Annotated in this window: 14 protein-coding genes and 2 tRNA genes; 8 read left to right on the forward strand and 8 right to left on the reverse strand. The window is 69.1% G+C overall.

Going from position 1 to position 13,826, the window contains the following annotated elements; genetic code table 11:
- From VF665_RS00490 to VF665_RS00505, 4 genes are all read left to right on the forward strand, one after another.
- The coding region (locus VF665_RS00490; protein ID WP_331051433.1) for a GGDEF domain-containing phosphodiesterase at positions 1-991 on the forward strand (991 nt) is incomplete at its 5' end.
- Positions 988-2,064: a chemotaxis response regulator protein-glutamate methylesterase gene (locus VF665_RS00495; RefSeq protein WP_331051434.1), complete on the forward strand. Its 1,077-nt coding sequence runs from the start codon at positions 988-990 to the stop codon at positions 2,062-2,064. The genes VF665_RS00490 and VF665_RS00495, both read left to right, overlap by 4 nt.
- A 142-nt stretch (positions 2,065-2,206) precedes the next feature.
- On the forward strand, positions 2,207-2,896 hold the full coding sequence (locus VF665_RS00500; RefSeq protein ID WP_331051435.1) for a carbonic anhydrase family protein: 690 nt from the start codon (positions 2,207-2,209) through the stop codon (positions 2,894-2,896).
- Between the two features lie 268 nt (positions 2,897-3,164).
- Positions 3,165-3,860 (forward strand): class I SAM-dependent methyltransferase, encoded by a 696-nt coding sequence (locus VF665_RS00505; protein WP_331051436.1) that lies wholly within the window; start codon positions 3,165-3,167, stop codon positions 3,858-3,860.
- Positions 3,861-4,416: 556 nt separating this feature from the next.
- On the opposite strand, the gene VF665_RS00510 is transcribed toward VF665_RS00505, so the two are convergent.
- The 4 genes from VF665_RS00510 to VF665_RS00525 form a co-directional block, all read right to left on the reverse strand.
- Positions 4,417-4,584, reverse strand: coding sequence for a hypothetical protein (locus tag VF665_RS00510; RefSeq protein ID WP_331051437.1), 168 nt, complete (start codon positions 4,582-4,584; stop codon positions 4,417-4,419).
- A 296-nt stretch (positions 4,585-4,880) separates the two neighbouring features.
- Positions 4,881-5,408 (reverse strand): protein-export chaperone SecB, encoded by a 528-nt coding sequence (locus VF665_RS00515; RefSeq protein ID WP_331051438.1) that lies wholly within the window; start codon positions 5,406-5,408, stop codon positions 4,881-4,883.
- Positions 5,405-5,926, reverse strand: a complete 522-nt coding sequence (locus tag VF665_RS00520; RefSeq protein ID WP_331051439.1) for a helix-turn-helix transcriptional regulator — start codon at positions 5,924-5,926, stop codon at positions 5,405-5,407. The genes VF665_RS00515 and VF665_RS00520 overlap by 4 nt, the downstream gene beginning before the upstream one ends.
- 1 nt (position 5,927) lies before the next feature.
- Complete coding sequence (locus tag VF665_RS00525; RefSeq protein ID WP_331051440.1) at positions 5,928-6,323, reverse strand: hypothetical protein; 396 nt, start codon at positions 6,321-6,323, stop codon at positions 5,928-5,930.
- Between the two features lie 322 nt (positions 6,324-6,645).
- Here VF665_RS00525 and VF665_RS00530 point away from each other — a divergent pair, with 322 nt between their 5' ends.
- Complete coding sequence (locus VF665_RS00530) at positions 6,646-7,497, forward strand: PhzF family phenazine biosynthesis protein (RefSeq protein ID WP_331051441.1); 852 nt, start codon at positions 6,646-6,648, stop codon at positions 7,495-7,497.
- A 141-nt stretch (positions 7,498-7,638) separates the two neighbouring features.
- Here the strand turns inward: VF665_RS00530 and VF665_RS00535 are convergent, their stop codons facing one another.
- A complete protein-coding gene (locus tag VF665_RS00535) occupies positions 7,639-9,339 on the reverse strand; it encodes a dipeptidyl-peptidase 3 family protein (protein ID WP_331051442.1) in 1,701 nt (566 codons plus the stop codon).
- Between the two features lie 256 nt (positions 9,340-9,595).
- Here VF665_RS00535 and VF665_RS00540 point away from each other — a divergent pair, with 256 nt between their 5' ends.
- The 3 genes from VF665_RS00540 (at position 9,596) to VF665_RS00550 (ending at position 11,105) form a co-directional block, all read left to right on the forward strand.
- A complete protein-coding gene (locus VF665_RS00540) occupies positions 9,596-10,948 on the forward strand; it encodes a hypothetical protein (protein ID WP_331051443.1) in 1,353 nt (450 codons plus the stop codon).
- Positions 10,939-11,012 (forward strand) — tRNA-Lys (locus VF665_RS00545). The genes VF665_RS00540 and VF665_RS00545 overlap by 10 nt, the downstream gene beginning before the upstream one ends.
- A gap of 20 nt (positions 11,013-11,032) precedes the next feature.
- Positions 11,033-11,105: transfer RNA gene (locus tag VF665_RS00550), tRNA-OTHER, on the forward strand.
- 109 nt (positions 11,106-11,214) lie between these two features.
- Here VF665_RS00550 and VF665_RS00555 read toward each other — a convergent pair.
- The 3 genes from VF665_RS00555 to VF665_RS00565 form a co-directional block, all read right to left on the reverse strand.
- The gene (locus VF665_RS00555) at positions 11,215-12,438 is read right to left on the reverse strand and encodes a type II toxin-antitoxin system HipA family toxin (protein WP_331051444.1); all 1,224 of its coding nucleotides are present in this window, start codon (positions 12,436-12,438) and stop codon (positions 11,215-11,217) included.
- Entirely contained in the window at positions 12,425-12,742 is a 318-nt protein-coding gene (locus VF665_RS00560) for a helix-turn-helix transcriptional regulator (protein ID WP_331051445.1), read from the reverse strand. Before VF665_RS00560 ends, VF665_RS00555 begins: the two co-directional genes overlap by 14 nt.
- Positions 12,743-12,843: 101 nt before the next feature.
- Positions 12,844-13,497, reverse strand: a complete 654-nt coding sequence (locus VF665_RS00565) for a response regulator transcription factor (protein ID WP_331051446.1) — start codon at positions 13,495-13,497, stop codon at positions 12,844-12,846.
- Between the last annotated feature and the right edge of the window lie 329 nt (positions 13,498-13,826).

Consider the following 13,826-nt stretch of genomic DNA (forward strand, 5'->3'; position numbering starts at 1 on the left):
CCCCGTGTACCTCACCGCCAGCATCGGCATCGCCGTCAGCGGCGGGGCGGCGGACGACCCGGAGCGGCTGCTGGGCGGCGCATGGACGGCGCTGCTGCGCGCCCGCGGCCGCGGCGGCGCCCGCCACGTGCTGTGCGACCGGCAGATGCAGGCGCGCAGCCAGGCGCGCCGCCGCATGGAGGCCGATCTGCGCCGCGCGCTGGACGGCGACGGCGTGGAGGTGCACTACCAGCCCATCGTGGCCGTGGAGGATGGGCGCATCGAGGGGTTCGAGGCGCTGGCCCGGCTGCGCGCGGCGGACGGCTCGCTGGCGCCCCCCGCGGAGTTCATCCCCCTGGCGGAAGAGACGGGGCTGATTGGCGCGCTGGGGCTGCGGGTGCTGCGCATCGCGGCGGGGCAGATGGCGGAATGGCAGCGGCGCTTTGCCTCCGCTCCCGCGCGGGTGATGAGCGTAAACCTGTCGCCGCGCCAGTTCGCGGACCCCGGTCTGGTGGACGACGTGGCGCGCGTGCTGGCGGAAACCGGGCTGCCCGCCGGCTCGCTGCGGCTGGAGTTGACGGAAACGATGCTGGCGGGAGACGTGGATGCCGTGGCGTCCGCGCTGGGCGAGCTGAAGCGCGCGGGAGTGAGCATCGCCATCGACGACTTCGGCACGGGCTACTCGTCCCTCGCGTGGCTGCACCGCTTTCCGCTGGACGCGCTCAAGGTGGACCAGTCGTTCGTGGCGCGGATGGGCGAGGAGGGCGGCGAAGAAATCGTGCGCACCATCGTCTCGCTGTCCCGCGCGCTGGGGCTGCAGACCGTGGCGGAGGGAGTGGAGACGGACGACCAGCGGCGCAGGCTGCAGGCGCTGGGGTGCACCCTGGCGCAGGGGTGGCTCTTCGCCCGCCCGCTCCCCGCGGCGGAGGCGGAGCGCCTGCTGGCTGCCGAGGCCGTACCCGTGCCGCGCGCCGCCGTGCGCGCCTTTGCCGTCGCGCGCGAGGTGGGATGACGGACCTGAGTTCCGGCCGCCCGCCGCTGCGCGCGCTGGTGGTGGACGACTCCGCCGTCGCCCGGCAGACGCTCTCGCTGGTCCTCACCCGCGCGGGGATGGCGGTGTCCACCGCGCCGGACCCCGTGGTGGCGCTGACGCGCATGCGCGCCGAGCGGCCGGACGTGGTGGTGCTGGACCTGGAGATGCCTCGCATGGACGGCCTCACCTTTCTGCGCCAGCTCATGCGCGACGCGCCGCTCCCCGTCGTCATCTGCTCCACCTCCACGGGGCCGGGGAGCACGGCGGCCATCGAGGCGCTGAGCCAGGGCGCGGTGGCCGTGGTGGAGAAGCGGCGGATGGGGGTCGCGGATTCCGCCGAGGCCGCGGACCTGGTGCAGGCGGTGATCGCCGCGGGGAGCGCCGCCGTCCGCCGCGCGCCCGCCGTGCGTCCGGCGGAGCCCGTTCGGACGTTGGCTCCCGCGGCGCTGTCCGCGGCGCGCGCACCGGGATCGCTGATCGCCATCGGCGCATCCACCGGGGGAACGCTGGCCATCGAAGAAATCCTCTGCGCGCTGCGTCCGGACACGCCGCCGATGGTCATCGTGCAGCACATGCCGGCGGGGTTCACGCGGGCGCTGGCGGCGCGGCTGGACCGCGTGTCGCCGCTGGAGGTGCTGGAGGCGACGGGGGGCGAGGCGCTGGTCCCCGGCCGCGTGCTGATCGCGCCGGGCGACCGGCACCTGCGCGTGCGCCGCGCCGGCGGCGGGCTGACCGCGGAGGTTTGGGACGGCCCTCCCGTGAACCGCCACCGTCCGAGCGTGGACGTGCTGTTCCACTCCGTGGCCGCCGCCGCGGGGCCGCGCGCGGTCGGCGTGCTGCTGACGGGGATGGGGGAGGACGGGGCGGACGGGCTGCTCGCCGTGCGCAACGCGGGCGCGTGGACCATCGCGCAGGACCAGGCCACCTCCGTCGTTTTCGGGATGCCGGCGGAGGCGGTGCGCCGCGGGGCCGCGCAGCAGGTGCTTCCGCTGCACCGCATTGCCGCCGAGCTCGCCCCCCGCGCCGCCGGACGCCGCACGGCGATGCCCTGACGGTTTCGGCCCGCCGAGAGGCGCAGCCGGTATTTTCGACCCGCGAAAGCCATCGTCGCGGATGCAGTTCATCGACCGGGAACGACGTACGCCCGGCGGCCGCCCGGCGCCGCTCCGACTCAAATCCCCTGCTGGAGAATCAATGCAGTTCAGGACCCTTGCCGCGCTCGGCTGCGCGGCCCTCGCCGCCGCCGCGCCCGCGGCGGCGCAGAACTCGTTCGGCCATGCACAGTCGCCGGTGGACATCGCCGCGCCGGTGGCGCGAACGGGACTGCCGCCGCTCGGCGCGCACTATCCTGCTGTCGCGGGTGTGGCGGTTAACAATGGCCACACCGTTCAGGTGCAGGTGGCGGACGGAGACACGCTGAACGTGGACGGCGGCCGCTTCGCCCTGCTGCAGTTCCACTTTCACTGGCCCAGCGAGCACCTGCTGCGCGGAGACAGCTTTCCCGCCGAGGTGCACATGGTCCATCGCGACGCGCAGGGGCACCTGGCCGTGCTGGGCACCTTCATCCGCCTGGCGGAAAACGACAACCCGGAGTGGGCATCGTTCTTTGCCGCGCTCCCCGCGGAAGGCGATTCGGTGCGGATGAACACGGTGGATGTGGCGCGGCTCTTCGCCATCACCGACCTGCCCGCCGAGCGCGTGTACCGGTACCAGGGCTCGCTCACCACGCCGCCGTACACCGAGGGCGTGCACTGGCTGGTGCGAGACCGCACGGTGGAGATGTCGCGCGGCCAGCTGGAGCGGCTGCGCGCGGTGATGCACCACCGCTACAGCCGCGAGGTGCAGGCGCTGGAAGGCCGCGAGATCACCGTATCCGGCTCCTGACGCACGTCTTTTCGTCCGATGATCATCACCGGCCCGCGCCTCTCCCGCCGCGGGCCGGCCTGCGTTCCGGATCTCGTGCCGCGCTGTCGCGAAACGCATCGGTGCATCCGCGCTGCTCCCGTGATGGAAAGCTTTCTGCGCAGGCGGCTCTGTCCGAAAACAGAGGGCGATCAGGTGGATGGATTCGGGGCGCCGCGGTTCGTCCGCGCCCCTCGTGTTCCGCCGCGTGGGCGCCGTTGCAGACCGTCATCCCGGAACGAGGCCGCAGATGAGCGCGATGACCATGGAACCCCAGCTCCTGCGCACCACGGCGGGAGACTTTGACCTGCAGGAGTACCGGCTGCGGCTGGCCGGGCGCGAGTGGGCCGTCGCGCACACCGGCGCCATGCTGACGCACGACGACGAGCAGAAGTTCTTCAAGGAACTGCGCGACCGGCTGCCGTACGGCGTGGCGCTCTGGCCGTCGTCCATCGCGCTGGCGCACGAGGCGGCGGCGCGCGCGGACGAGATGCCCGGCAAACGCGTGCTGGAACTGGGCGCGGGCACCGGGCTTCCGGGGATCGTGGCGGCGTCGCTGGGCGCGCGCGTGGTGCAGACCGACATGGCGGAACTGGCGATGTCCGTCTGCCGCCGCAACTGTGCGCGCAACGGGGTGGAGGCCATTGAGCACCGACTGGCGGACTGGACGGCGTGGGAGGACGGCGAGCGGTACGACTACATCCTGGGATCGGACGTGCTGTACGGCGAAGCGTTTCACGGGGCGCTGCGGGCCATCTTTGAGGGCAACCTGGCCCCCGGCGGCCGCGTTCTGTTGGCGGACCCGTTCCGCGCGCCCAGCCTGAAGCTGCTGGAGGCGCTGGAGGCGGACGGCTGGTCCATCGCGCTCGCCAAGTGGAACGTGGGGGAGGACAACGCGCCGCGCCCCATCGGTGTGTTCGAGCTCACCAAGGCGACGGGCGACTGAAGTCGCGGCAACAACGGCGCAAAGTCCGCCTGCGCGGACTGTGGCGGATGCGTGGGTGTGAGAGGCGGGGCTTTGCGCGTCCGCCTGTCCAGAGCGAATGAATTCGCCGCTGGAAAGGCACGAAGTCCGCCTTCGCGGACTATGGCCGCTGCGTGGGTGTGCGCCCCCGGTTGCGGTGCGTTGGTAGGGCGCGCAACCTGTTGCAAACTCGATACTTGTTATCCTGAGGAGGCGCCGGACGAAATTTCCGACGCACCGCCGAATGGCGCCGACGAAGGATCTGCTTTCCGGCCCTTCCAACACCGCGCCACGCACGGAAATCCCGCCCCACGCCCGATTGTCCCCTGAAGCAGGTGAAGCCCCGATCGTGGACGCGACAGCGGCCACGAGTCGGGGCTTTCCGCCGTTGTTGCGGCGATTTCATTCGCTCAGCACAGCACCAGGACCGCCACGGTTCGCCGTCCCGCGACGGAATTCGCCGTCCCACGACGGAAATAAGGGCACCCGGCCGATGCGGCGGGTGCCCTCTGGCTGAACGATGCGGATGCCTCGCGGTTCAGCGGCGGTTGAGCAGGTTGTCGATGCGGGTCCATTCCTGGCTCAGGTCGGCGCGGTCGTCGGCGTCCATGTCGTCGCCGCCCTCCTTCATCAGCTTCATCAGTCGGTCGCGCCGCTGCTCCAGCTTTGCGCGTTCCGCCTCGGACAACGATGTCGCGTCTGCCATGTGCGCCTCCCTCCGGTGGATGTGGGGCAACTCGCTCCCGCAACGTGGCCGCGAGGTGCGCCCGCCGTCAACGGTGCAGGACGGCTACGCTCACCAACAGCGATCTTTCCATGGCAAGGCAGCCCAGTTCAACCGGGTTCTCACCTTCCCATGACGGCAACCTGATGCGGAAGGCACTCACCCGATGACGCGCGAGCTGGAACAAGCCGGCAAAAGTGGCTTAGGGGTTCGATGGAGACAAAGAAGGCACCCGGCGCGGCCGAGTGCCTTCTCCAGGAGGTTACGAGAACCCGGGGCTACATCTGCTCGGATGGTTCTGCAAGCCCGACGAGTTCCGGATTTTCGCGTATCTGACCGGCACCGGTCGTCCCCTCAAAATCGTACCCTGATGTCATGGCCATGACATTGATGGGAGGCACAGTCCATCCGCCGAAAGGACCCCGGCCGGTGAGTGACTGAATCGTCTCGCGAAGGTAGGGGAACAGGATCGCCGGCGCGGAAGTCTGCACAAAGGGGCGCAGGGCCAGGCTAGGTGTACCCACTTGAACAGCGAATTCTCCAATCATTCCGACCCGCACTTCTTCACGCACTGTCGAGGTCGGCTCCACCACAATCCCCAAAAACACCGCGAACGTTCCGGCGTCGCTCATCTGCCAGTCCCAGATCACCCGGAATGGGCGCTCGTCAGCGTCTGGCGCGGGTTGCTCCTCAGCCTGCGCACTGTCGGCCGCGTCCAGAGGCTCAAGCACTTTATAGTGCTGCTCCAGCGCATAAACTTGGAGCAGGCGGTAGCCGGCCAGCGGTGGCTTGTCGGGTGTGGTCATCGTACGTGCTGCGCATACGTGGCGCTAAAAACATCAAGTCGCATGACCACACCGCGCGCCACCGCGCGCGACACACCTACTTGGCGCACGTTCCGGATGTTGTGAGCGGCCCATGCACGCAACTCGTCGTCAGATTCTGCGATCAGCGCAGTCTCCGCTCCGCTTCCACTCTCAAGTTCCTCCACCGCCTCGCCCCATTGCAATCCTGCGGATGGGACCGCGATCGCGGGCTCGTCACCCGCCTCGCCGTCCAGAAGCCTCGAGATGGAAACACCGAGTGCATGCGCGATTCGCGCAAGCGTATCCAACCGCGGGTTGGCATCACCCCGCTCGATCTCCGCGATTCGCGGCTGGCTCACGCCAATGCGTTCGGCCAACTGCCCCTGGGTCAGCTTGAGGCGCGTACGCGTTCGGTACACGTTTCCAGCAAGGATGAAAGGCGGGTCAACCTCAGGTGCGGCGTCCGCGACCTCAGGGAGTTCTTGCGCAAGTTGATCAAAGAAATCATCGACGCGCACGTCACTTTCCTCCGCAGTTGCGTGCGATCCAGTCCAGGCGAAGCCGTTCGGCTTCGTCCACAAGTTCAGCGTAGTTGTCTCCGCCAAGATCGCGGCGATGTTCTACGCTGACAAACACGATCAAAGGGGTGCGGCATGGCGACTCGAAGAACGGCAGCCGGTAGGAAACCGGTCCACTCTGTACTTTGAGAACATACAGGTGCTTACTTGGCCTCTTGATGAGCTTGCTCTGCAGCGCCTCCGCCAGGCTCTGCTGGCGCAGCAGATCAATCTTGTTACGGATCGTCCGGATGCCCCGAACATCACTGCGCGCGATTCGGTTAAGTTCCTGGCCAACGTCGGATACCCCGTTGGTATCCTCGTAGAACTCAGCCTCCCAACGATAGTTGTTGGCCATGTGTTGTCTCGGAGTTGATTATACGGCAAAGCGTATCATGGCGCAACTCCCGTCGTACGCCGTTCGGCGGTTGCGGGACGGAGGACAACAATAGGCATCATCAACGCGCCGGGGCAAGCAAGCGATAGCAAACTGAGGGCGCCCATAAGCACCGGTCCTGAGCTCCGGACGAGTACCCGGAGCCGACGGATCTCTGCGGAGATTACGTGCCCAAGGACCTGTCACCCCGCAGCGAGGACAACCACCGGAACGGAGTGCACCTGTCCGGCGACTGCAGTTATGCTTACGTCAGGTTCATCCATCCACCACCGAGGCTTTTGCCATGCGCCGCCGTTTTCAGCAGGTAGACGTGTTTTCGCCCACCGCGTATCTGGGGAACCCGCTCGCGGTGGTGCTGGACGGCGACGGGCTGTCCATGGAAGAGATGCAGCGGATTTCCAGCTGGACCAACCTGTCGGAGACCACCTTTCTGCTGCCGCCCACCTCGCCCGAAGCCGACTACCGGGTGCGCATCTTTTCACTCGCGCGCGAGCTTCCGTTCGCGGGACATCCCACGCTGGGTAGCTGCCATGCGTGGCTCACCGCGGGCGGCGCGCCGCACAATCCGGACGTCATCATCCAGGAGTGCGGGGCCGGTCTGGTGCCCATCCGCCGGGGCGAGCACGGATTGGCGTTCGCCGCGCCGCCGCTCATCCGCAGCGGGCCGGTGGACGAGCCGTTCCTGGCGCGGGTGGCGGGCGTCCTCGGCATCGCACGGACGGAGATCGTGGACGCGGAATGGGTGGCCAACGGGCCGGGCTGGGTAGGCGTGCTGCTGAAGGATGCCGACGCGGTGCTCGCGCTGGAGCCGGACGCCGCGGGGCACACCGGCGAAGACAGCCTGGACATCGGCATCGTGGGGCTGTATCCGCCGGGTTCGGAGTGCGCGTACGAGGTGCGTGCGGTGTTCAGCGACGATCAGGGCACGCTGCGCGAGGACCCCGTGACGGGGAGCCTGAACGCCTCCGTGGCGCAGTGGCTGGTCCGCACCGGCCGGGCCGTGCCGCCGTACGTGGCCAGCCAGGGCACACGCCTGGGCCGCACCGGCCGTCCCCGCATCGAGCAGGACGCATCCGGCACCCTCTGGGTCGGTGGCCCCACCATCACCTGCATCCACGGCCACCTGGACGCCTGAGCGCCGCCCGTCATCCCCAGAAGCCGGCGTCGCCGAAGCGAACGGGGGCGGAGCGCACACCGCGCTCCGCCCCCGCTCCATTGGCCCCGCCACCTCCGCGCCGCCCGCGTCCTCCGCGGGAGGGCCGTTCTCGCGAGAGGATCAGAGGCCCAGCACGCTCGTCCCCTGCTCGAACACCACGTCCACGGGAATGCCGGCCCGCGACACGCGGTCCAGGTCGGCCTGCAGTTCGGCGTCAATGCGGCCGTAGCGCTCCATGAACGCCTGCACGCCGGCGTAGTCGCCCTGGCCCTGGTAGCGCAGGATCTGCTCGGAAAGCGCGTCCACCGCCTGCCGCATGCGCGCCGCGTCCACGCGGTACGTGCCCGTCGCCGCGTCGCGGGTGAAGGCACCGCGCTCCTTGAAGTAGTTGAAGCGCGCGATGTTGGCCCGCCCGTGCGCGCTGCTCGCCCCGAAGCGCACCGAGCGGAAGATGCTCGCCAGGAAGGTGACGTAGTGGTCGCTCACGTCGCCGCGCATTTCGCCCGTGTCCAGCAGGCGCGTCTCCATCCACAGCCCCAGCACGTCGGCCTTGCCCTCTTCCAGCGCGCCGGCCTGGTCGCGCAGTGCCTCGCGCACGGTGCCCCGGCCGTTGATGGTGTTCTTGATCCCCAGCCCGTGCGCCACCTCGTGGAACATGGTGTTGCTGAAGAACGCGTCGAACGTCACGTGCCGCCGCTGGTCCGGCGCGATCAGAATGCCGGCGATGGGCACCAGGATCTTGTCGAACTTGGCCTGCACCGCGTTGCGAAGCTGCAGCCGCCGCGTGCCCTTCTGCAGCTGCACCTCTTCGTCGTTCGGGAGATTGATGGCGATGGTCTTGGAGCCGGCGTTGCTGTCGCCCGCGTAGTACACCACGTCGTACGCGTTCAGGTCGCTGTCCGTGCCCGGCGTTTCGCGCTTGTACTCGTCGGCCACGGGGAGCGCGCGCTGCAGGGAGGGGAGCAGCGCGGCGTAGCGCGACAGGCGCTGGCTCCACTCCTGATCCTTTACCAGCACGTACGCTTCGTACGCCGCCTTGTAGCCGTACAGCGCGTCCTCGTACGTCTCAATGGGGCCGATGACGATGTCCAGCGCGTTCGTCTTCATGTCCAGCCAGGCGAGGTCGCTGGGCTGGTAGTTGTCGGTCAGCAGCGCGTCGGCGCGCAGCTCCAGGTAGCGGCGCAGCCCCGCGTCTTCCGCCAGCGCGGCGGCCTGGCGCAGGTAGCCGGCCGCGCGCCGCACCTGCGGCTGAAAGGCCACGTGGTAAGGCACGGCCATCAGCCGCCCGCCCGGCCCGCGGCGAACGAGCGTGTACAGGCTCTTGAGCGAGTCCGCGCGCGCGCCGCCCGCGGCCACCTGCGCATCGAACTCCTGCTTTGTCATTCCCGCCGGGTACAGGTTGGATCCCTCCGGCTTGGCGCCGAAACCCGGAACAAAGGGCGCGTTGTTCGCCAGGCGGTCCCACGGGCCGTAGTTGATCTCGGCGTAGCGCCGCAGCCGCGGATCGGGGATGGCGGCCAGCAGCGAGTCCAGGTTGCCGAACGCCTGCAGGCGGAACACGGCGTCCATCTCCTGCGCCGCCTGGATCAGCAGCGGAATCATCCGGCGCTGATTGGCGGTGAGCGGCAGGTTGGTGGTGAGCCGCACCGGCGTGTAGCGCGCCAGCTTGATGTCGATGGAGTCGCGCATGGCCAGCGTGGTGCCGGACGGCGCGGTGGTCGTGGGCGTAGCCGTGGTGCCGGGGGCGGGCGCCTGCACCGTGGGCGCGCATGCCGCCAGCGCGCCCGCGGCCACCGCCGCGCAGGAGAGTCGGAGATTCATGAGATTCTCGGAAAAGGTGTTCCGCTGTGCTGTGGCCGCCACGATACCGCGTCAACCGTGCGCGCGGCAAGCATCCCCGGTGTTTGGGGGATGAACGGCGACGGCCACTGCCTTCGCGGTGGAGACCGGGATGCTCGTGAGCGACCGCATCTGCTGCGCGTTGTGGGTGCGTGCCGCCGCGGGGGTGACATTGCGGCGCGCGATCCACAGATTGGGGTTCCGCACCGATTTCCATCGACCCCGGCCGCCCGTGTCCGTGCCTGCCACTGAACGCACGCCGCTGGTTGCGCTGCACGAATCGCTCAGCGCGCGCCGCCGCCCCGAAGAAGTCGCCGAGACCATCCGCGAGGTGCTGGGCAACCGGCTGAGCGCGGACGAGGCGGCGGTTCTGGAGCGCGCCGCGGGCGGCTCGCTCAAGCGCATGCTCTTTGGCTATACGTCCATGGCCGAAGAGTTTGCGCGGCCCGTGGGGCTGGGGCGGCAGGTGGCGCGGGCGCGGGAACTGTTCGAGCGCGCGCACCCGCTCGGCGACGACCTGGCCAGCAACCCCGAAGCGGTGGAGGAGTACATCCGCCACGTGGGCGCGGAGATCGGCAAGGCGTTCGGCGCGAGCGACTTCAAGGCCAACCGGCTCACCGCGTCCGAGCGGGCGGAGCGCGGCATCGAGCTTTCGCGCCGCGGCTACAACAAGCGCTTTCGCCTGCTCGCGCGCATGGAAGCCAAGCTCGCCACCCTCATCCGCGAGCTGAAGAAGCGCGACTTTCAGCTGCTCGGAAAGTCCGGGCTGGCCTCGCGCCTCACCTGGGAGGAGTTCGCGGCGGATGAGGATTCGGCGTGCTTTGTGGCCTACTACACGGCCCGCCGCGTCCTGCGCTCCGAGTTCACCGTCGCCGGGCAGCAGCGCGCGTACGACGAAATCGCCGACATGCTCTTTGCGCGCTGCCTGCGCAGCCCGCGCGCGAACTGGTGGGCCGTGGCGCACGTGTATCCGCGCGTGGAAGTGTTTCAGCGGCTGCCGCAGGAGCAGGCGGGCGAACTGCTCGGGCGCTGGTTTTCCATGCTGCAGGAGATTGCCGCCCTGCTGCGCGAGGTGTGGTCCGCGTCACGGTTCAACCGGGCGACGATGGTGGTGGCCAAGGGGAACGACTCCACCACCTGGAACGCCACCGCGGGCGCGTGGAACACGGCGCGCGACAACTGGATCGCGCTGCTGTACACGCTGGGGATGGAGGACCTGCTGGACCGCGTGCTGCCCGGCAAGACCATGCGCCTGATCGCGGGCGACGTGGCGTGGTGGCACGCGCACGTGGGCACTCCGCCGGACCCCAACCTGGCGGTGTGGAACGAGCTTCCGCTGCCGTGGGAGGTGATGGCCGGCGACGCCGAATGCACGCGTGGCATGGTGCTGGCCGCCTGTGCCCGCCACGGCGTGGACCCGGAGAAGTCCGGGTGGACGCAGCCGCGGCCGCACGGCGCGGTGGCCGCGTTCCGCCCCACGCCCGAGCTGGTGCACGGGGTGACGGTCGCCAATCCGTTCCTGGCTGGATTTCTGAAGCGGCTTGGTTATTTTTCGGGCAAGCCGAAAGGCCCGGTCAGCGCTTCGGTATAGCTCAGCGCGGTAGAGCGCCCGGCTCTTCCCCGGGTGGACCCTGGTTCAACCCCAGGTGCCGAAGCACGCATGCGCAGACGCGGTTCCGGTGTAGCTCAGCGTGGTAGAGCGATCGGCTCGGACCGATTGGACGCTGGTTCAACCCCAGCCACCGGATCCGCCCCGCATGTTCGTTCGTTGACGAAGAAGAGTCGGCAGGATGAACAAAAGCGAGGGGCGCCTGCGGGCGCCCCTCGCTTTTCTTTCCATCCCCAATGCCGTCCGGACTAGCCGACACGCCGCCCGAGCAGTTCCCGGATCTGCCGGGCCGATGATTGTGGGACGCCCGCCTCCCGGGCGAATTGCGGCCATCGATCCACCGATTCGCGCACCTCGCCGATCACTTCGCGCGCGTGCCGCAGATCGACGCCGCAGGTTTCCGCGACCCGGAGCATGTGCCGGTCGCCGGGACGCTCTGCCTCGCCGGCGACGTCCATGGTATGCTGCCGGCCGGGGCCTTCGGAAAACACCAGATCGTAGGCAGGGGCCAGCCGCCACGTTCCATCCGGTCCCATCAGGAACGAGAAGTTCTTCACGTGGTCGTCGCGGTTGTGCGCCACCACGTTGAACGCCATCCGGCGAAACGCCTCCTCCATCTGCCTCTGGTCGCTCGTAAGCGCGAGCGTGGTGCGCAGAAGGCCCTCGTAGTCCATCGATGACACGCGATGGCTGGCATGCCACAGACCGCCGAGGCTGTGCATGTGCAGCCGGGAGCCGCCGCTCCGGTCGAACCGTTCCGCGCCGAACCACCTGTCCCCCTCCGCGGATTCGAACAGCCGCGTGCGCGGAACCTCCAGTCCCGCGGCCGCGGCCATCATCGCGTACGCCGCCTCGACGGATCCCGCATGGGGCCCGTCCTGCCGCGATCCGAACTTCACCAGGTAATGAGTATAGCCCGGCGGCAGTTCCGACGTCCCCGCCATCATGCGTCCATCATCCCTCACGCCCACAAGAACCTTGGGGCGGGCTCCACCCGGCGATCCGCCCGCGAGGCTCAAGGCAGGGAGGACGTCCGCGGCATCGCCTTCCAGAACGCGCTCCGCTTCGCGCGCCAGAACGGCGAGGTCCAGATCCCCCCCGACACCCTCAGCCTCCGCACTCGAGGGATGATACGTGAGCGCCCCCATCCCGCGGGTTCCGATGTAGGCCAGCCGGTCGAGCGGAGAAACGGTGGCGAGGCTGCGGCCCTGCCGCTTGAACTCGCGGTCCATCAGGAGGAGCCCCCAGCTGTCCGGGAGCGAATCGTCGAACGCGCCGAACACGGGAGCGAATTCCCGGTCCGTGTGCTCAAAGACGCCGGGCCGAACGGGGAGCTTGAAAGGGGAGATGGGGAGAGGCGCCGCCCTGAAGGCATCCGCATACTCGAAGTAGACGCGCCCCGAGCGCATCGCGAGCGAGCCCACGACGGTCTGCTGATCGCCCCAGTCCAGGCGGACTTCAAGCGTCTGCACGGCGCCGCCTTCCCCGTACTCGCAGGCTGGCCTGGTCCCGCGCGGCGAGTTCCGCCAGGGAACGGGCGGGAGGCAGCGCGAACAGCTGGTCGAACCCCGATCGGGCGTCCAGAATGACGGCGATCTTCAGAAGGCGGTCCAGCGCGATGCGCCCCGTCCGCTCGAAGCGGCGGTACGTGGCGAGCGTGAGCCCGGCGCGCTCCGCCATCTCCTGCTGTGTCCATCCGCGCTGCAGGCGGAGTTCGCGGACCCGCGCAGCGAGCGAGCGGGCGATCTCCCCCGGCGTCCGCAGCTCAATCGGCAACATGTTGCCCTTTAGGTGCAGATAACGGCTACATCCGCCATCATAGTAGCACTTATCCGAACCGCCGCGCCAGCCGAACGGCCCCGGTCCGGGGGGCGAACCTATGCGGACCTGAGCATCCCGCTCTCCAGCGCGAGGCGCACGAGGTCGGCGCGGTGGCTCAGCCCCAGCTTCTGCATCATCCTGGCTCGGTAGGTGTCCACCGTCTTGGGGCTCAGGAACAGCTTCTTGCCCACCTCCGCGCTGCTGTAGCCGGCGGCGGTCAGCGTGAGGACCTCGCGCTCGCGGTCGCTCAGCCGCGCCAGCAGGCCGGGGTCCTGCGGCTCGCGCGCCTGCTGGTAGCGGCTGAGCAGGGCCCGCGTGGCGCTGGGGTACAGAAACACCTCACCTGCCGCCACCGTGCGGATGGCCTGCGGCAGATCTTCCGCGCTCGCCTTGCGCACAAAGCCACTGGCGCCCGCCTCCAGCACGGGGATCAGGCATTCCTCTTCGGGCTCCGCCGTCAGCACCAGCACGTGCGTGTGCAGCACCAGTTCCGCGATGCGGCAGGTGGCGTCCGCGGCCGCCATGCCGGGCATCGCCACGTCCAGCACCACCACGTCGGGGCGAAGCCGCCGCGCCACTTCCGCCGCCTCGTCCGCCGTCCCGGCCTGCCCTGCAACCACCACGTCGTCATGCGGCGCGAGCAGCGCCTGCAGGCTGCCGCGGAGCACCGCGTCGCCGTCCGCCAGCACCACGCGGATCCTGTTCGGCATCGTCCCGCTCCGTTTCCTGATCTCCGCGCGCCGGATTCCCACGGCGCCAACGTTCTGCAAAGCTAACGCGCTGCCATGGAAGGAGATGTCAGGATTTGGAGGACAAGCCGCCGGGCCGCTCCCGACCGCTCTCCGTCGCGTGTCACGCCAAGCCGCGCGGATGGAGGATTGTCACTGTAACGGATAACCCGGTGATCAAAGGCCCGGAATGTAACGGTCCGTCGATGCGGCGAGTGGACGACCTTCGCAAGTGGCTCTGCGGCAGGGACTTCTGACAGCTACGCCGCTTCCTCCAAGGCGTGCAAAATCAGCCCGTCGACGTACCCGCG

The sequence above is a fragment of the Longimicrobium sp. genome, assembly GCF_036387355.1.
Taxonomy (GTDB): Bacteria; Gemmatimonadota; Gemmatimonadetes; order Longimicrobiales; family Longimicrobiaceae; genus Longimicrobium.

Coding starts and splice junctions, on each gene's coding strand:
- VF665_RS00495 (WP_331051434.1), top strand. CDS start 988: ATGACGGACCTGAGTTCCGGCCGCCCGCCGCTGCGCGCGCTGGTGGTG.
- VF665_RS00500 (WP_331051435.1), top strand. CDS start 2,207: ATGCAGTTCAGGACCCTTGCCGCGCTCGGCTGCGCGGCCCTCGCCGCC.
- VF665_RS00505 (WP_331051436.1), top strand. CDS start 3,165: ATGAGCGCGATGACCATGGAACCCCAGCTCCTGCGCACCACGGCGGGA.
- VF665_RS00510 (WP_331051437.1), bottom strand. CDS start 4,584: ATGGCAGACGCGACATCGTTGTCCGAGGCGGAACGCGCAAAGCTGGAG.
- VF665_RS00515 (WP_331051438.1), bottom strand. CDS start 5,408: ATGACCACACCCGACAAGCCACCGCTGGCCGGCTACCGCCTGCTCCAA.
- VF665_RS00525 (WP_331051440.1), bottom strand. CDS start 6,323: ATGGCCAACAACTATCGTTGGGAGGCTGAGTTCTACGAGGATACCAAC.
- VF665_RS00530 (WP_331051441.1), top strand. CDS start 6,646: ATGCGCCGCCGTTTTCAGCAGGTAGACGTGTTTTCGCCCACCGCGTAT.
- VF665_RS00535 (WP_331051442.1), bottom strand. CDS start 9,339: ATGAATCTCCGACTCTCCTGCGCGGCGGTGGCCGCGGGCGCGCTGGCG.
- VF665_RS00565 (WP_331051446.1), bottom strand. CDS start 13,497: ATGCCGAACAGGATCCGCGTGGTGCTGGCGGACGGCGACGCGGTGCTC.